The 18,101-nt window shown below is 37.9% G+C and carries 15 protein-coding genes; 4 read left to right on the forward strand and 11 right to left on the reverse strand.

Going from position 1 to position 18,101, the window contains the following annotated elements:
- Positions 1–12 precede the first annotated feature (12 nt).
- Both typA and K364_RS0108705 read left to right on the forward strand, forming a co-directional pair.
- Positions 13–1,842, forward strand: coding sequence for a translational GTPase TypA (gene typA / locus K364_RS0108700; RefSeq protein WP_028307711.1), 1,830 nt, complete (start codon positions 13–15; stop codon positions 1,840–1,842).
- An 837-nt stretch (positions 1,843–2,679) separates the two neighbouring features.
- Entirely contained in the window at positions 2,680–3,228 is a 549-nt protein-coding gene (locus K364_RS0108705) for a hypothetical protein (protein WP_028307712.1), read from the forward strand.
- Positions 3,229–3,320: 92 nt separating this feature from the next.
- On the opposite strand, the gene K364_RS26635 is transcribed toward K364_RS0108705, so the two are convergent.
- The 7 genes from K364_RS26635 to K364_RS0108740 form a co-directional block, all read right to left on the reverse strand.
- Positions 3,321–3,485: a hypothetical protein gene (locus K364_RS26635; protein WP_156946427.1), complete on the reverse strand. Its 165-nt coding sequence runs from the start codon at positions 3,483–3,485 to the stop codon at positions 3,321–3,323.
- A 488-nt stretch (positions 3,486–3,973) separates the two neighbouring features.
- Positions 3,974–4,900: a M23 family metallopeptidase gene (locus tag K364_RS0108715; protein ID WP_028307713.1), complete on the reverse strand. Its 927-nt coding sequence runs from the start codon at positions 4,898–4,900 to the stop codon at positions 3,974–3,976.
- A 19-nt stretch (positions 4,901–4,919) separates the two neighbouring features.
- On the reverse strand, positions 4,920–6,077 hold the full coding sequence (locus K364_RS0108720; RefSeq protein ID WP_028307714.1) for a PD40 domain-containing protein: 1,158 nt from the start codon (positions 6,075–6,077) through the stop codon (positions 4,920–4,922).
- 149 nt (positions 6,078–6,226) lie between these two features.
- On the reverse strand, positions 6,227–6,703 hold the full coding sequence (locus K364_RS0108725; RefSeq protein ID WP_028307715.1) for a hypothetical protein: 477 nt from the start codon (positions 6,701–6,703) through the stop codon (positions 6,227–6,229).
- A gap of 186 nt (positions 6,704–6,889) precedes the next feature.
- A complete protein-coding gene (gdhA, locus tag K364_RS0108730) occupies positions 6,890–8,224 on the reverse strand; it encodes an NADP-specific glutamate dehydrogenase (RefSeq protein ID WP_028307716.1) in 1,335 nt (444 codons plus the stop codon).
- Positions 8,225–8,257: 33 nt separating this feature from the next.
- The gene (locus K364_RS0108735; protein WP_028307717.1) at positions 8,258–10,843 is read right to left on the reverse strand and encodes a PEP/pyruvate-binding domain-containing protein; all 2,586 of its coding nucleotides are present in this window, start codon (positions 10,841–10,843) and stop codon (positions 8,258–8,260) included.
- A 194-nt stretch (positions 10,844–11,037) separates the two neighbouring features.
- Complete coding sequence (locus K364_RS0108740; protein WP_028307718.1) at positions 11,038–12,888, reverse strand: PrkA family serine protein kinase; 1,851 nt, start codon at positions 12,886–12,888, stop codon at positions 11,038–11,040.
- A gap of 447 nt (positions 12,889–13,335) precedes the next feature.
- On the opposite strand from K364_RS0108740, the gene K364_RS23335 reads away from it, so the two are divergent.
- Positions 13,336–14,076, forward strand: a complete 741-nt coding sequence (locus K364_RS23335; RefSeq protein ID WP_051533892.1) for a glucose-6-phosphate isomerase family protein — start codon at positions 13,336–13,338, stop codon at positions 14,074–14,076.
- Positions 14,077–14,109: 33 nt separating this feature from the next.
- Here the strand turns inward: K364_RS23335 and K364_RS0108755 are convergent, their stop codons facing one another.
- The 3 genes from K364_RS0108755 to K364_RS0108765 form a co-directional block, all read right to left on the reverse strand.
- On the reverse strand, positions 14,110–15,366 hold the full coding sequence (locus K364_RS0108755) for a sugar ABC transporter substrate-binding protein (protein WP_028307719.1): 1,257 nt from the start codon (positions 15,364–15,366) through the stop codon (positions 14,110–14,112).
- Positions 15,367–15,483: 117 nt separating this feature from the next.
- A complete protein-coding gene (gene queG, locus K364_RS23340) occupies positions 15,484–16,611 on the reverse strand; it encodes a tRNA epoxyqueuosine(34) reductase QueG (RefSeq protein ID WP_051533893.1) in 1,128 nt (375 codons plus the stop codon).
- Positions 16,612–16,615: 4 nt separating this feature from the next.
- Positions 16,616–17,209 carry a DedA family protein gene (locus tag K364_RS0108765; protein ID WP_028307720.1) on the reverse strand — a complete coding sequence of 198 codons (594 nt, stop codon included), beginning with the start codon at positions 17,207–17,209 and terminating at the stop codon, positions 16,616–16,618.
- Between the two features lie 66 nt (positions 17,210–17,275).
- On the opposite strand from K364_RS0108765, the gene K364_RS0108770 reads away from it, so the two are divergent.
- A complete protein-coding gene (locus K364_RS0108770; RefSeq protein ID WP_051533894.1) occupies positions 17,276–17,812 on the forward strand; it encodes a hypothetical protein in 537 nt (178 codons plus the stop codon).
- Here K364_RS0108770 and K364_RS26640 read toward each other — a convergent pair.
- On the reverse strand, positions 17,798–18,031 hold the full coding sequence (locus tag K364_RS26640; protein WP_156946430.1) for a hypothetical protein: 234 nt from the start codon (positions 18,029–18,031) through the stop codon (positions 17,798–17,800). The genes K364_RS0108770 and K364_RS26640 overlap by 15 nt on opposite strands.
- Positions 18,032–18,101 lie beyond the last annotated feature (70 nt).

The raw sequence follows: 18,101 nt of genomic DNA on the forward strand, positions 1-18,101 counted from the left end.
GGAGGAAATTCAATGTCAGCAGACAATATACGTAATATAGCAATAATCGCCCATGTTGATCATGGTAAAACTACATTGGTAGATAAAATGCTCTCTCAATCAGGTGCCTTTAGGGCCAATGAACAAGTCATGGAAAGAGTTATGGATTCAAACGACCTTGAAAGAGAAAAGGGTATTACAATCCTTGCCAAGAATACGTCAATAAAATATAAAGGGTACAAGATAAACATTTTAGATACCCCGGGACATGCCGATTTCGGCGGCGAGGTTGAGAGAATAATGAAAATGGTAGAGGGAGTACTCCTTGTGGTGGATGCCTTTGAGGGATGTATGCCGCAAACAAGGTTTGTTTTAAAAAAGGCCCTGGAGCAGAACCTGGTACCAGTAGTAGTAGTCAATAAAATGGATAGAGAAAATGCCAGACCTGCTGAAGTAGTTGATGAGGTTCTAGATCTATTTATTGACCTGGGGGCAAATGAGGATCAGCTTGATTTTCCTGTTGTCTATGCCTCAGGCTTAGATGGTAAAGCCGGCCTAGAACAAAATCACCTTGGGGAAAATCTAGAACCCCTATTTGAGTCCATCATCAACCATATTCCATCACCCCGGTCTAAAGAAGGTGAGTCCCTGCAGATGCAGGTCACCCTGCTTGATTATAACGATTACCTTGGCAGAATTGCTATTGGCAAAATTAATAGGGGCACCATGAAAAAGGGCAGTCAGGTGATAGTTGTCAAAAAAGATGGTAAGACTGAAAATCATCGAATTACCAAGCTCTTTACCTTTGAAGGCCTTAAAAGGGTTGATGTGGATCAGGCAGGTGCTGGCGACATTGTAGCACTATCAGGCATGGAACAAATCAATGTTGGAGAAACCTTATGTGATGTGGAACACTGTGACCCCCTGCCCTTGTTAAAAATAGATGAGCCTACCTTACAAATGAGCTTTATTGTAAATAATTCACCCTTTGCAGGCAAAGAAGGTGAGCCTGTAACCTCTCGGAAGCTTGGAGCAAGACTGATGAGAGAAATTGAAACTGACGTATCTCTGCGGGTTGAGGAAACAGCAAGTCCTGATGTATTTCTAGTTGCAGGCAGGGGAGAGCTGCACCTGGCAATTCTAATTGAAACCATGCGCAGAGAAGGTATTGAGTTTCAGGTTTCCAAGCCCCAGGTAATCACCAAGGAAATAGATGGGATAACACACGAACCTTTTGAGAACCTTATTATAGATATACCTGAAGAATACACAGGTGCTGTCATGGAAAAGCTGGGGCTGCGAAAAGGCACTTTGTTGAACATGACCCATCTTAGAGAACAGGTGCGTTTAGAATATTCCATACCTACCAGGGGACTTGTGGGATTTAGAACAGAGTTTTTGACTGATACCCGGGGCTATGGAATCATGAATAGAAGCTTTGACTCCTATAAGCCCTATCAGGGTGATTTTACCAGCAGAACCCGGGGTGTGCTTATAGCCTTTGAAACAGGTACAGCCACCACCTACGGCCTCCTGGCAGCAGAGGAAAGGGGTATTCTTTTCATTGAACCTGGAACTGCAGTTTATGAAGGTATGGTGGTTGGGGAAAACAGCAGGGAGCAGGATCTTGTTGTAAATGTATGTAAAGAAAAGGCCCTAACTAATATACGCTCCTCTACAAAGGAGGAAACTGTAAAGCTTAAAGTTCCGCGCACCCTTTCCTTAGAGCAGGCCCTTGCTTATATAGAAACAGATGAATATGTTGAGGTAACACCAAAATCAATAAGATTACGCAAAAAGTATTTGAAAAAACATGAGCGAGAAAGGTTTGAAAAGAACAAGAAAAACCCTGAATCTATATAAGGTACAGGGTTTAATTCAATGAGTGCACGGGTCGGAATATTAAAATTGACGTCACATTTAAGGACTAAACTTAGTATGAAATTTAGAAACAACCTATATTTGGACCTTAAACTCTTCTATTTTGTTTAATACAATTTCTATGGTTCTATTATTCTATCTTGTGCGGATGATAATTTCCCCTGTTCAAATATAATTTCACTAAATATCAGGGCGTCATTTAGCATCTGGGGAAATCCCATTTCCCCGTAACTTTCCATTGTTTTTATTTTATTTAAACTATATCTTTCTAAAACAACTGCACTATATCTTCCTATAACTGAAATGTTTTTATCTCCATATAATACTTTATTAAACTCTGGAAATGAAATTGTTTCTCCTGTTTTAATATTTTCAATTATCGTATGCCAATCCTCACTTGGTGATATATAATCATCTCCTTTTAAGTAGGCAATATAGTCACCCTTATAATCACCAAAGGGTAGTTGAGCATCTTCTCGAAATTTTACAACTGCTCCAGCATCAGCATCGTATTTAAAAACGTTTGGTTTTCCTTTTACTGGTGCATCAAAGTAGAGTTCATTATCTGTACCCCAGCTTACACCTATTATTGGACTTAAAGTATTTCCCCATTCCTCAGGTTCTATGGTGTAAATATAGTGGAATTCATTAGTATCAATACTATAGACCCATACGGAATATTTATCATCTTTTCCTTTACCAATGTAGGCAATATTTCTTTTATTAGGACTTAAGTCTGCACTGTTAAAAAATTGTAGAGGAAGTTCTGGCTAAAACCATTTAAGTCTAATTAACATAGTTAAGAAAGAGGTGGAAAACTTGAGGTATATAAAAGCAATGGTTACTTTTATCATCATTTTAATTATAATTCAACTCTACGTCAACAAACCTATAGAATTTGAAAATGCATTGCAGCAGAAAGGCATTGCTGAACATATCTTGCACGTTGAGGACTTAGGGAAACAAAGAATTGTTTTCTATAAGAATTATTTAGATAGCGAAAACAAACAAGGATTAGCTGCAGGGATTTTTGAGCAAGACAATGCAGGAAACTGGAGTTTTTCTACTGGAGGAGGATGGTTATATACATACACCCCGTCTTTTACATGGAATACACAATGGACTAGAACAAGTACCTTAGATGAATGGAATAGAATCGAGGTGTTATTTGGTTATGCAACAGACCCCAATATTAATAGAGTAGGGGTTTTAATTGGGGGAAATGAAATCGAAGCTACTTTATTCGAACCTGAAAATTGGAATAGCTTTTGGTTTAGTATTATTATACTCGAAGATATTTTAGACATTGAGGAAATTAAAGCTTACTCCATATATGACGAGGTGTTATATACAATAACATTCCCGTAAAATTAAACAAATAATAGATAGAAGCGGGATAATATACCATGCAGTCTATCTATTATCATGTTTAAGTTCATAATAAGGTTTTCTTTTTAATGTTAGAAAGTTTTACGAGGGGTATAGTTTAGTGGCAAATCATGCCATACACCGCCAGCTTCATTATATTCATGAATTCTTACTGTATTATTAATCCTTTGAGCACCTTCCTGTCTAGTAGTAAACCATGATGTGCCAGGAGTAACTATTATTTTGCTGGGAAGCATATTACCTCCACGGTTAAAATAGTAATCTACTATATCTGTTGAAATATTTGCGTCAGTATTTACATTTATATTTGTGGAGCCACCTATATCAAACGTCCATGAAACATTAGGTGGCCAAAGGCTTACAGTGAATGTCGTTTTTGACGATTGACTCTTAGGTCCCCAATCCTTTAAATCATCACCCGAAAAGTACTTTCTGTTTTGTAAGTTGTAACTAAATACAGAATATGGACTACTAGAACCATAATAATATTTTCCTGAGCAAACCTGGGTAATTTGCTTTATGAACAGAACATTTTTATGACCTGGGGCCAGGGGAAAGACTATTATAAAATTTTTTAGTATAACTTGCCGTTCTTAAAGAGGAAAAAGATAGAGAAATGTCTCATTATTCCCAATAAGCAATTGATGATCTGGAGGAAATGTTTATATAGTAATAAAAAACAACCCAGAGAATATTTTGTCTTCTGGGTTTTTTTGCAGTAAGGTTATAAAATTTTATTATACATATGCCAAGCTTTTGTTTTATCCGGAGGTATTGGAGGAGAAGCAAATTTCGCTGGATAAAAACCATGATGATAGGTAGTTGTAGTGTTTGGGCGACCTCTAAAGAAAAATTCTACCCTCGTTCCATTTGGGAAATCTCCAGTAGGTATTGTTACACTATATTTATCTGATCCAAGGTGTACCATATTATACATAGTGAAATCGTTACTAGAGTTATGGAGTCTAACATACATAACTACTTCCTGTGCTGCGATTTTGGTAGAACCGCTTTTTCCATAACAAGCTACATAAAAGGTACGTCCACTATTATAATAGTCGCTTATAAAATCTAGTTCTTGTCCATACTTCCATGCAGCAATATTAGAATAGTACTTTTCCCACGGTAGGCTACGAAGAGCAGATGAAGAAGGACTCTGGTTATAACTATCAGCTCCTGTATTACCAGATCGCCCTAGTCTTGTAGTGGTCCAAACAATATCTCCCACATTTACATCAATACGGCTCAAATGAACATATCTTGCATAAACATTATCATAACTACCATTTCCGTTAATGTCTAACTGAACTACTACGTAATAACCAAATGGTTTAGAATCAATTATATCGTTCACAGATCTAACAATACCTCTAGCGATGGAATAAACATCTCTAGCTAATTGTGCTTGAAAATCAACCCCGCCATGAGATGAAGTAGCTCGCCTGGGATTATTATACTTGCTGGTAATTGTATTATAATCGTTAGCGCCCCCTGATGTTCTAAAAGGAGCATATAGAGTATAACTTCCATAATAGGGTCCGGTATATTTAAATTTTTCCATATAATCATCAGCTCTCACGTCTTTAATTGGGAAAAGAAGGAGAGTGGGGGTTAAGATACAGATTAAAAACAATCCAATTCCTTTTTTCAATTCAATATACCTCCTAACATTATTTCGTGCTATATAACTTGCCATTAGCAGAAAAAACTACCGTATCGTTAGACCAACTTGGTATATGCTCAAACTCTGTTCCCGTAGGGGGCTCGTAAATTACAGTTTTAGCTGTTGCACAATCTGCTACAAGTAACTTTCTGCTTCCTTCTGAGCTGCGAATATAGTAAGCAATTTTATTTCCAGCTTCATTCCATACATGCAAGCCTTCATTTTTATAGCCCTCTGGCATTAACAGAGAGAAAGATTTTTGGGTAACTACATTATATATATAATTTTCATGAACTAGACTTGCTCCTTTAATGGGGCTGTATAGAAGATACTGCCCTTTAGCCGGAGCACTATTGAAAGAAAATTCAGTACCTAGCATCATCAAATGCTTTTTTTCCCCGGTTCTGATATTTACGATTTTTAATTCATCAATTGGATTGTAAGCAAGGTATACTAACTCATCATTATTAACCCACATAATAGGGGCAACAGAATTATTGTCACTTTCATCAACAACTTCTTTTGTGTTTCCATTAATATCGGTTATCCATAAAGTAAGATGAAGATTGTCTGGAAATCCATTTCTGTTGGATATAAAAGCAATTGTATCTTCATTGGGAGAAAGGACAGGGTTATATATCCAACTAAATGTTCCGATAGGCACTTCTCCTTTTTCTTCAAGTTCTATTTTTTTATTAAGCAGATCAGTTAAAGACAAATTATTAACCTTATCAGGCTGAATGTTTTTTGCATCCAATGTATTTATGTCAGCAACCCATAAACCAGTTTCTGCTTGATCTGTAAATACAATAATATTTTCTCCAACAATTAAGTTATGTGAGCCGCCTTCAACTGTAGGTTTAACAGATACTACCTTGTCTTCCATTGAAAATTTCATAAAGTCAAATGTATATCTGTCACCGTAACCATTCTCAATTGTTATTGATTTCGTTTGGGTTTTAAGTTTTTCTATATTGCCATCTTTTAACACATATCCATCAGAAACAAATCTGCCATCATACTCAATAAGTACTCCGTGTTCAAAACCTTGCAGTCTATTATCAAATATTTTATCCAGAGCAACATCTAAAGCTCCAACATTCGATACAGCAAACAAAGCAATTAAGATTATGATAAACAAAAAAACATATTTGCAATTTTTCACTTGCATCCCATCCTTTCATTTATTTTATTATACTAGATATATCAAATGATATCATAGGCATCACCTCGCTAATATTTTTAATCCTTAGTAAAATTTTTTTATAAGACGAAGTCATAAATATTTTAGTTCTCCTAAAATAGACTCTTGTCTTATTTAATAATAATTGATCCAGTTACCTGTGAAATTTCATCATTTACAGAATGGTCACTAGCTTTATGAACTGTTCTTAATCTATACTCTTTCCCCCTTTCTACTGCTACAACTCTAGATCCCCAAGCATAATCATCATATCTTGCAAGGTATGTATGGGAATGAATATTGGTCCAAGATGAGCCATCTTTTCGCTGCAGGATGATCTGTATGCTAATTTCATTGCAGATCTTATTTGCTCTAGTATAGCCATATAAACTTACCGTTCCATCTCCACGATCAGTTATTCTCCCAAAGCCCTCCTCTATTAGATAATTACTTGTTTTTACATCAAATCCATCAATGGGTCCATGTTTAGATCTCTCATAATACACTGATGCCTCAGACAAATCTGATTGCTTTTCTTCTCCGGCTACAGGGATAGAAAGTAAAACCACCAGGAAAATCCAAAATAAAAATTTAATGCTTAATCTCATAAGATCCCCCTTTATTTATGCTTCTACTAATAAGTCAATTAACCAAAGCAAAAAGTTCCATTAAAATAAAAAAAATTCTTAAATATTTTAAGACCCGCCTGACTTGCTGGTGAATCATAAAGGACCATGTGTTATGTGTACATAGTCCTTTAAACTTTGTCCTTTGAACTTTAGGTTTTTGTTATCTTACACAACTCCCTGGGCTTTCATGGCATCTGCTACCTTCAGGAAGCCGGCAATGTTAGCACCAGCCACGAAATCTCCCTCTAAATCAAATTCTTTTGCTGCCTTATCACACTTGAGATAGATGTCTCTCATAATCTGCTTCAGCTTTGCATCAACCTCTTCAAATGTCCACTGCAATCTCATGCTGTTTTGTGTCATTTCCAGGGCCGAGCAGGCAACTCCACCGGCATTAGCTGCCTTGGCAGGGCCAAATAAAACACCATTGTCCTGGAAAAGCTTAACAGCCTCAGGGGTACATGGCATATTAGCACCTTCAGCCACAGCAATTACACCATTTTCTATAAGCTTCTTGGCAGCCATACCGTCCAGTTCATTTTCTGTAGCACAGGGAAGGGCTATATCGCACTTGATTGACCAGATGCTAGAGCAGTCCTCAACACATGTGGCTCCTGGCACATCATAGAGATAATCTTTAATACGCTTTCTCTCCACTTCCTTAAGCCTTTTGACTAGATTGCACTTGATGCCATCCTCATCACAAATGTATGCATTAGAATCAGATACTGCCACAACTTTGGCACCCAGTTCCTGGGCCTTTTCTGCTGCATAAATTGCCACGTTTCCAGAACCTGAAATTACCACAGTTTTGCCTTTAAAGGAATCCCCCTTGGCCTTTAGCATCTCTTCAACAAAGTAAACAAGTCCGTAGCCTGTAGCTTCTTTTCTGCCCAGGGAACCGCCATAGGGAATGCCTTTTCCAGTGAATACACCCTCATACAAGTTAGTTATTTTCTTATATTGTCCATACATGTATCCTATTTCCCTTGCACCCACTCCAATATCTCCCGCAGGCACATCATTATCTGCACTTATATGCCTGAAGAGTTCATTCATAAAGCTCTGGCAGAATCTCATAACTTCACCCTCTGACTTGCCCTTTGGATCAAAGTCAGAACCACCCTTGCCTCCACCAATTGGTAAACCAGTTAGAGAGTTTTTAAAGATTTGCTCAAAACCTAAAAATTTAATAATGCCCAGGTTAACAGATGGGTGAAAACGCAAGCCACCCTTATATGGACCAATGGCTGAGTTAAACTGAACCCTAAAACCTCTATTTACCTGCACCTTCCCATTGTCATCCACCCAGGGAACACTAAAAACAATTTGCCTTTCAGGTTCAACTATCCTGTCAATAATACCAAGATCCTTGTACTCTGGGTATTTTTCCAGAACAGGCTCAAGAGATTCAAGCACCTCATGTACAGCTTGATGAAATTCTGGCTCATTTTGATTTCTCTTGATAACTTGATCCATGATTTCTTGTGTAATTAACATTCTTACGACCCCCAATTATTTTGTTATTTTTAATTATGTTGTGAAACAAATTACCTTTTGTGAAACTATATCTGCTAGAATCATTGCCTTATTATTTTTTAAATTGCAGATTTTGACCACATGGCTGTAATCTGCTTTTTCCGGCAAGAAATCTAACAGTTCATTTGGAAGGCAGTTAAACCACTCCCAATTAAAAACCACATTCTGGTCACTAGGAAAAATTGCTATATAGAATATATTAGTTTCCACCAGATCCTGGAAGAAATGACTTCCATAGGACAATTCTGGTGTAAGGCTGCCGCTTTTATAGGCAATTTCACCAATTACCGTTATATTATTTATTTCCGAAAAGCTTACCGGTATACCTAATGAAGGTGTAGTTGTTCCCCATCTTCCTGGCCCTAACAGTAAAGTAGGTGTTTTGTCCTTATCCTGGATTTTCTTGTTTAATTTACCTACAGTGCGGGCAACCTCATGTCTCTGGAAATTTGAGAGCTCACTATAGCTCTTGGGGTCAACATATATAACCCTTTGGATTTCTTTAGCAATGCTGCCACCCATAAAACTGCTTTCAAGTTTAAAAATTACTGTTTTATCATCCAGGTTTTCTGGGATTGTAACCTTTTCGTCACTTCCTTGGGTCTGTAAAGGACGGCACTGCAAAAGGTTTATCTTAAATGAACCATCCCTGGTAAAGTTAACTGTAAACTCAGTATCAACTGGATAGGCATAAATTGCTTCCAGTTTTTTAAGCATTTTTTTCATAACTGTATTAAAGGATGTTTTAGTGAACAGGTTATCGAAATTGAGTATCCATAAGTCCTCGTCTATATCACAGATGTCCTTGAGCTTTCTAATGGATTCGTGGTCTCGAACACCAATTAAATCAAGGTTTAAGTCTAATTTATCATTGGTTAATTTTTTTAGGGGAACTGTTTCAAGTTTATTGTCGCGTACATTTAGTACATCTACATAATGCTGCGAAAATCTTCTTATATCTGCCAGGCCTGCATGGGGCCTCAATAATGGGGCATCCAGGGCAACTAGTCTGGGATAATCATTTTCAACCCTATTGACTGCCCTGGTCCCTAGACCGAAAACTAGCCTCAGCATTCCAGCTTCAGGGTCCAGGTCCTTGTTCCAAACAAAGGTATTGTGTGATATGCCAACTCCAGCCAGATAAGGGAAAAAGTAATTATTATAGTAGGCGCCGGATACTCTTTGAACCAGAAGTGCCATCTGTTCGTCATGCTGATCCAGACCCCTCTGCAGCCTGTATGCTAGGGCATCTTCATTCATAACACTAGCATAAATTCTGCGAACTGCCTCTTTGAATTGTTTGTACCTTTCCTCTGGCGAACCCTGATTCACGCAAAAAATACTCTCATATTTTCCGGCAAAAGCATTTCCAAAACCATCCTCCAGCAGGCTGCTGGAACGAACAATAAAGGGAGACTGACCAAAATATTCTATCATCTGCAAAAATTGTTCTTTAATCTCTTCAGGAAATTCTCCTGTTAACATTTTCTCTTTTAAATTTTGAGCCTCAGTAAAATATCCTTTTTTAGCCTTTTGCTTCATGCGCAGTTTCCACCAACCATTTTGAACCAGGTAGGTATAAAAAACATCCGAACCAATATAAAAGGAGTCATGAGGTTCAAAATGGCTTTGCCAATCAAAGGTTTTATCTCTTAAAAGAATATTTCTGGCAATAAGCATTCCTGCTGCCTTTCCACCTATAAATCCGGTTCCAATAAGTCTGGCTTTGATGCTTAAAAGGTCTTCTAGTGTAAAGTTGTCAATGGCAAGACCCAGTATTCTCTTTTCTCTGCCAATCATGATCCTGCAAAGCTGCTCAACCATTTCCTGTTTTTCACCTTCTGTAGAAGGCCTTTCCAAGATATTAGCAGCTTTTAAAAATAATTGATCCCAGTAATCCAGATGTCTTTTAGAAGTTTCATTTCTTTTTGCCGCCATGTAGGAGAGGAGAATGGTAGTATCATGGCTATTTGTTATTGGAATAAAACTCTCACCAACCTTTTTATGGGGTAAAAACATGGTTGGAGAGTATCTTTTCCAGGCCTTTAGCGGATGAACATAAAGGGCTCCATCATAGTTGTACACGTCTATCAGCAGCTGGGTAGTCTTTCTTATACAAGCTATAGTTTTAAATGAATGATTATTTCTATAAATAGCAAAGTAAGCTATTGTTCTTGACTCAAATAAATAGGGACAGGTTATCATGAAAAAATTGCCAACCATGGTGTCTGTTGCCCATATTGCCTGTAGATCACTTAGACAATCAAATACAAAATACACATCTTCCCCCTCTTGGGTCACAATATTATGAACCTGTGAGGAAAAATGCTCAAAACCCCTGTGGGCATCCAGGTTATATATGATAGCTCCTTCTCCATCCCCAACCAATGGCTTATGGCGGGCAAACCTCATGTAAACCACTTTTTTACCGTCAGCCAGGGCCTTGTTTACATAGGGGGTTACAAAGTGATGATAATCATTAATATCCTCTACCTGCCAGACCACATTGTCCCCTATTCTCAACTTGTCAATTATTTTGTCCAGTTCTATCAAGCCTGTGGTAGCACAATTAGTTGGCATGGTTTTTACCCCTTTTATATCAAATTGGTATACAAAACGGCATACCATAAAAATGGCGTCCTTAATAAACCTGCTGTCTGGCAGGTTTATTAAGGACGCCATTGCCCAAAACAATATTTTTCTACATTATATTATAGCATACTAGAATGCTGCTTAAAAGTATTTTTATCTATTTGTTTGTTTGTGGATTTGTTTTATCTGTATGTTAAACTATTAATAGTTTGCAGCAGTTTTAATGCACATTCCTCACAGTACCCATATTCAACAATAAGAAATTGGATAATTTCTTGTAGTTTCTTATCATCTTTAGAATAACTAGCCAGCTTTAACCTAAGCAATTCTCTTAAATCAAAGAAAAGCTTTTCAAAAATGGCATTCTTCAATAATTTATGTTCATCTAGTTCATGTTCTAAGTATACTGTGGTGTTACCGCTGTATCTTACATATATCTCTTCTCTAAAGCCTTTTTTGGCATTTTCACTAACATTCATATGCTCCTCTAATGCTCTCATAAAGCTTTCATCATAAGCCTTACCCTTTACAAAAGCACAAATCATCTCAAGATATTCTTTAAAAACCACCCTTGCTTCTGCTGCAAAAGAAAATCTGCTGGCAGCAAATAGGTCTTTTTTGACTTTGCTAAAATATTCCTGTCGCACTTGTTCTAAAAACCCAAGATATTTTTCCCGTACTTCATTTATGAGCATATCATTTTCCCTTAACGCGACTTTTAAAGCCTTTAAGAAATCTTGTGAACCTGCACATTTATTGTGTCTTTTACCAAGTACTGAACAAATTACATTTATAATAAATCTGGGATCAAGACCCTCCATTCCTTCTCTAGAAAACTCTCGCCTAAAATCATCTGCATCCTTTTTGTAAAAGCCTTCTACCTGTTCTCCATTATAAAGCTTCATTTTATTAATCAAGGTCAAGCCTTGATTTTTTGAAGGCATGAGCCTTGTTAGAATCAAAAAGGCTGCAGTAGTCCACAGGGCATGGGGTTCTATATGAACACTTATATCACTTGTTTTAATAATTTTTTCGTAGATTTTTAGTTCATTACCTACCTCTAGATTATAGGGAACTTGTATAAACATCATCCTAGAGCGCAAGGCCTCATTTTTTTGGCAATTTATAAAGCTTCTATATTCTGTTTCGTTGCTGTGGGCAATTATCATTTCATCTGCTGAAATTAAAGCATATCTGCCCACTTTAAAATTACCCTCCTGGGAGAGGTTTAATAAATTGTACAAAAATTTCTCATCAAATTTAAAGATTTCTTGAAACTCCATTATACCTCTATTTGCTTTATTTAATTCCCCATCAAATCTATATGCCCTTGGGTCTGATTCTGAGCCATATTGGCAGATTGTTGAAAAATCAATGCTCCCAGTAAGTTCAGAGATATCCTGGGACTTTGGGTCTGAAGGACTAAGGGTTCCTATGCCTCTCCTTTCTTCTTCGGAAATGATAACCCTTTCTACCTTTACATCTTCAATGTTTCCATTATACTTGTCCTTAAGATTAGTTTTGCATGTGGGGCATAAATTTCCTTCTATATATATACCATATTTATGGTAAAACAGCTCTCGCATTTCCTCTGGAATCAGGTGCAGGGGTTCTTCATGCATGGGACAGCCCTTTATTCCATAAAGAGCCCCTTCCTCTGTCCTGGAATATTTCTCCAGGTTTTTTTTTAACATGTTAACTATGGTTGACTTCCCGCCTCCTACTGGGCCTACCAGAACCAAAATTCTTTTTCGAGTATCTAATCTTCTTGCTGCAGGGTGAAGATAATCTTCAACTATTTTCTCAAGGGTCTTATCTAACCCAAAAAGATCCGAAGCAAAAAAGTTATACTGCTGCAGCCCCCATGTTTTAGTTATACCGCGGGATGCAATCATGTGGTAAATTCTGCTGTGAGCCAACCTTGCAATGTTTTTATTTTCTCTAACTTTTAGCAGATAATCTGTAAAAGTTCCTTCCCATTTGATTTTTTGTAAACCTTCTTGTGTTTTTTGCAGCTCATTTAAGAATCCCATTCTTTTCCCCCTCATTCAGGTACTAAGTACATTATACTTCTCTCTTAAAAAATATATTGCAGGTTTTTATATGGTATGAGTAATATTACTAAATAATGGGTATTTTATAGATAGAATTAAATAATAAAATGGGTGGAGGTGAATACTTTGGCTTACGTATGCAGTCAATGTGGGAAAACCTCAAGATTACCAGACTTTTGCTGTGGCAGATCAACTGTTAGGCAGGGCGCTTACCAATGTAAAACATGCAGCAGCACATCTAGTGTAGAACAGGAATGTTGTGGTAATAATATGGTCAAGATGTAAAGCTAAAATAACCAGCCGGATGATGTGAGCTGGTTATTTTTTAATATTTTATAGTTTTATATTTTCCTGTTTTTCTTTTGTATTATTTTTTAAATTATAATATAATTATCTAAAAAGAAGTTGCCAAGGAGGCCTTTATTAATGATATTTGGTACAGATATTATTCTGACGGATAGAGGTGTTTTAGTTTTTACCGAAGGAATAATTCATCCTGTCGATCCAGAAATTCGCAGACTAAAAGACGCACTGCAAGTCTATTATTATAAGACAAAACCTAGTGAGGACCCCTTGTACTATAGATACGAAAATATATGTTTCCAACAGGATGAGGGAGTTTTTAGAGAATATAGTATACGGTACGATATTACTGTCCTTTTATCAGGTAAAATAGGTAAAGAGTTTATTAAAACTGCCGGTCATTTCCATCCATTAAAAAACACAGGCAAGGAAACATATTCAGAATACTGCGAAGTTCTATCTGGCGAGGCTATATTTTTATTGCAAAAAAATGGTCGTAATAATGAGGTTGAAGAGGTTATTGCCATTGAAGCCAAAACAGGGGATAAGGTATACATACCATCAAATTACGGCCATGTCACTATTAATCCGGGAGACAGTTTTCTGGTTGTTGCTAATTTAATTGCAACAAGTGTAGACTCTAGTCCGGAACCATTTTTAGAAAAATTGGGAGCCGCCTATTTCTATGTAGAAACTGAAAATGGCAAGGGTGATTGGATTAAAAATCCTGCGTATAAAAACTCAGTGGGCTTAAAAATAAAAGCCGCTCCAAACATAGAACAGCCTTTATGTGAGGTAAATGATAAACCTATTTATAAAGCATTTATAGATAATCCTCAATGTTTTGCTATGTTATCAAGTTAGACCAGGTCGAGATGTTTCTCGACCTTTTCATATTCATTCCTTCTCAGCCTGCTGCAGCTGCAGGGTTACAATCTCCCCGGGTATCTCCATCTCAATAGTCTGACCTTCAACTGTTTCTATAGTTAACATTAGAGGAGTCTGCTCCCCATCTTCTTTGGGTCCAACCTCCAAATTAGCAATGGGCTTGGGAATTTGAACCTGTACTTGTCTTCCTTCTTTAGTCTCAATTGTTAAACTCATAGGGCCGCTGCCTGATGATTGTGGGTTTCCCTGGTTATTTTGATTTGAGCTGCTGTTTTCCTGGCCCTCAATCAGTTTCAGACGCTCATCTAAAAGGTATGTATTTTCTTGAGTTATCAGCCTCACAGGAATGATTGCAGCAGGTACATCAAAATTTCCATTTTTAAGGGTCTCATCACTATCCCATTGATCATTCTTGATAAGCTGGGCAGCTGCTATAACAGCATTTCTAGCAAGCATTTGGGGCATATAATCCACTTCCCCATCATGTAAACCCTGCTTTATAGCTTCTGCAGCATCTTTGTTGGCACCTAGACCTAATGTAATTACTTGGGGGTCTCTGCCCACAGCATCTAAAGCTTCCACACCCTTTAGGGCTAGTAGGCTAGACGGAAAGATGGCACCAATAATATTAAAATTTTGACTTAAGTCCCGTGCTATAGCATCTGCGGCCCCTTCTATATCATCAGGAGACAGATATTTAACAGTATACTTAATTTGGGCTTCCTCAAGTTCTGCTGCTGCCCCGTCAACCATTTCTGCAAAAGCAACTGCGTCAGTATCAAAGGTATATATTACAACCTCACCCTGGGTTTGTTTAAGGCTTGTACTTATAAAACTACCTTGCAGCTGTCCAATCCTGACAAAGTCAGGAGTCACATGTCCATCCAGGGGAACCTGTTCAGGCATTGTGCCCATGGAAATTAGCTTAATACCCTCTTCCATTATTTTTGTTGCAATCTCCCTGCTGCCTTTTCCCGGACCAAACTGAATAATTGCAGCATCTATGTCCTCCTGAAGCATTTCATCAACCTTTTGCCTTAATTCTTCTTGGGTAGGAGCCATTTCCACCACGGCTAAAACCACATTTTGTTTACGTGCTTCCTCCTCCATGGTTTTTTTCATTATCTGAGCAATATCCTCTTCCATTAAGGTAAAAATAACCCCAATCTTTCCCTCTGGAAGGCTGGGCTTTTGCTGGGGACCTTGATTACAGGCAGAAAAAATAATAAGGCATAATAAACCTATAAATACCATGCGAAGTTTCACTGTGCTTTCTCCTTTGAATCATTTTGAGCATCACCTAATTGTACCTATTTCACATTATTACACTGAGAAATAGCTCATTTATTTGAATAAGATGATGGAAGTCCCTGCGTCTTCCTGTTAAGTATAGTGTGATGCTTTCTGCTGTATTTTATCCAGGGCTTCTTTAATTTCGTTAACAACTTCTAGATTGGTTTCCTCTACCATTCTTTTTTCAAGTAGTAATTTACTTTCACTGCCGCCAATCTGGCCTAAAGCCCAGGCAGCATGTATCCTCATTTTATAGTCATGATGATTTAAAAAGGGCTTTATTAAGGAAATTGCTTCAGGCTGCTTCTGGTTCCCAAGAAGAACAATAGCATTTCTTTGCAAAACTTTTTTTCCACACCAGCCAAATGCAGACCCAGTGTATAGCCTTTTATAATCTGTATTGGAAATACCTAATATGTCCTTGATGTCTATATTATGAAAATCCATGGATTTAAAATCCTCGTTTCCACCAGGCAAAACTCCCCTGTTATTTGGGCATACCTCCTGGCAGATGTCGCAACCCACAAGGTTATGCCTCATCAGTTCCCTTAGTTCCTTAGGAATAACCCCCCTGGCCTGGGAAACATATGCCAGGCATTTATGAGGATTTAGGATATATTCACCTTCCAAGGCCCCTGTAGGACATGCCTTGATACAGATACGACAGTTCTGACAACCACCGCGTATACCATCGGCCTTGTGAATTCCAAGGTCAATTGTCAACAAGATCTCGCCAATGAATATCCATGAGCCTGTGGGTTTAGTATAAAAGCAAGTATTCTGGCCAATCCAGCCCAAGCCTGTTTTTTCTGCAAGAAGCCTCTCAATTAAGGGACTGCTGTCAACCAAAATTTTATATTGAAAATCCCCTTGTAGGGCTTTTAAAAATTCAACAACCCGGGTCATTTTCTTCCTCATGACTACATGGTAGTCCTTACCCCTTGCGTATCTAGCAACCTGTCCCTTTAAAGGATCCTTAAAATGGACTTCTGAGCAATACCCCAGTCCAAGAACAAGAATTGACTTGGTTCCAGGTAATAGCAAATGGGGTGAAATACGCAGGTTAATATCCTTGTTTTCAAAATTAGAATTATAGCCTTTTTTGTGCCTGTCTAGAAGGACTTCTAATCTTTCCTTTAGTGGTTCCGGCTCTATTATGCCAACCAAATCAAATCCTAGATTTTTACAAAACTCCACCAGCTTTTCCTTCAGCTTCATTAGCCTACACCCTTAATCTATAATAAATACGAATAATTATATAATACACTATGCCTAGAGTTATTACACCTGGGAAAGCCATAGATGAATAGGTTACAAGCAGCTGCCAGTTGTTTTTAAATAACACACCCAGGACTAATAGTCCACCGCACCACAGGTAAGCTCCCATGAGGGTATAGCAGAAATATCTGGAAGGATACATCTTTGCCATTCCCGCAAAATAGGACACATATTTGCCGCAGAATAAAGGCCTGCTGAACACAACCACCATTGGGCCGTATTTTTCAAGCCATTCCTGACCTGATAGGATTTTTCTATAATAGCTGCTGCTTGTTTTTTTAATTCTAATTAGCAGTTTCTTACCCCAGATAAAGGACATGAAAAAGGGACCCATGGAACCCAGGGTAAAACCTAAAACCCCAGACAGCAAGGTGGGCCAAAACGACAACAGGCCTCCAGCTACTAAAAACCCTGCAAATATAATAAGGTAAGTGCCAGGAAAAGGTATTGACAGACCCTCAAGAAACATTGCGAAAAAAATCCCTGGATAACCTATTAAAATTATGTAATATAGTATAGAATCTATAAGTGACGACATTTTCCCACTCCAGAACACTGTAAATAGCATCAAATATAAGCATTAATAGGATAAGGAGATATTAAATTGGAACTCACATTAGAAGATTATCTTGAAATATATGCCCTGTTGGATCCGGGACCTCTAGCTGCCATTGACTGTGGAAGCCTTTGTAAAGCTGCCTGCTGCCAAACCCACAACCAGAACATGGGTATGTATTTGCTGCCAGGTGAAGAAAAAGTTTTTACGTCTGCAGATAGGGACTGGTTATCCTGGGAGATACACAACCCCCAGGACTATGATTTTCCTTATAGCTGGGTTCAGCCTGTTTACTATGCAAGGTGCTTAAAGCCTTGTCCAAGGGAAAAACGCCCTATCCAGTGCAGAACCTTTCCCCTGGCACCTAATCTTACGATGGATGGCAACTTACAAATAATCTGGGAAACCCTTGAACTGCCTTACCAATGTCCTTTGATAGAAAAAAAATCATCCCTCAACAATAAATATGTAGAAGGATTGCAAAAAGCATGGTCTAAATTAATTAAAAACAGCTTAATAAGAGATTTAGTAAGATGGGACTCCATACAAAGGGAGAAGGATAAGGTACAACTACATCTCTACTAAATCTATATTCACTCTAAAATCATTACCACACCTTGGACAGCTAATCAAGTGCACGCATTTTTCATCAGGGCTGTTTGCAGCTTCCAGCTCTTCATAGGGGCTGTATGGACCAAAAAATCCGTTAACCCTGCCTTGATCTTGCATATTATGCCCACAGCCGGGACACGTGTACTCCTGTAGATTTCTTAATCCATTACACAAGGGACATATCATGTTCATTTCTTTGCACCACATCTTGCATTTTTTTCTTATGGCAAGTTTCACTTTCCTATATTGTTCTGCAAAGCAA

It is taken from the genome of Desulfitibacter alkalitolerans DSM 16504 (assembly GCF_000620305.1).
In the GTDB taxonomy this organism is placed as follows: domain Bacteria; phylum Bacillota; class DSM-16504; order Desulfitibacterales; family Desulfitibacteraceae; genus Desulfitibacter; species Desulfitibacter alkalitolerans.

What these genes read in the sequence shown, in the direction of transcription:
- typA (WP_028307711.1), top strand. Translation starts at nt 13, where the DNA reads ATGTCAGCAGACAATATACGTAATATAGCAATAATCGCCCATGTTGAT.
- K364_RS23335 (WP_051533892.1), top strand. Translation starts at nt 13,336, where the DNA reads ATGATATTTGGTACAGATATTATTCTGACGGATAGAGGTGTTTTAGTT.
- K364_RS0108725 (WP_028307715.1), bottom strand. Translation starts at nt 6,703, where the DNA reads ATGAGATTAAGCATTAAATTTTTATTTTGGATTTTCCTGGTGGTTTTA.
- K364_RS26635 (WP_156946427.1), bottom strand. Translation starts at nt 3,485, where the DNA reads ATGCTTCCCAGCAAAATAATAGTTACTCCTGGCACATCATGGTTTACT.
- queG (WP_051533893.1), bottom strand. Translation starts at nt 16,611, where the DNA reads ATGAAGCTGAAGGAAAAGCTGGTGGAGTTTTGTAAAAATCTAGGATTT.
- gdhA (WP_028307716.1), bottom strand. Translation starts at nt 8,224, where the DNA reads ATGTTAATTACACAAGAAATCATGGATCAAGTTATCAAGAGAAATCAA.
- K364_RS0108735 (WP_028307717.1), bottom strand. Translation starts at nt 10,843, where the DNA reads ATGCCAACTAATTGTGCTACCACAGGCTTGATAGAACTGGACAAAATA.
- K364_RS0108740 (WP_028307718.1), bottom strand. Translation starts at nt 12,888, where the DNA reads ATGGGATTCTTAAATGAGCTGCAAAAAACACAAGAAGGTTTACAAAAA.
- K364_RS26640 (WP_156946430.1), bottom strand. Translation starts at nt 18,031, where the DNA reads ATGAACATGATATGTCCCTTGTGTAATGGATTAAGAAATCTACAGGAG.
- K364_RS0108765 (WP_028307720.1), bottom strand. Translation starts at nt 17,209, where the DNA reads ATGTCGTCACTTATAGATTCTATACTATATTACATAATTTTAATAGGT.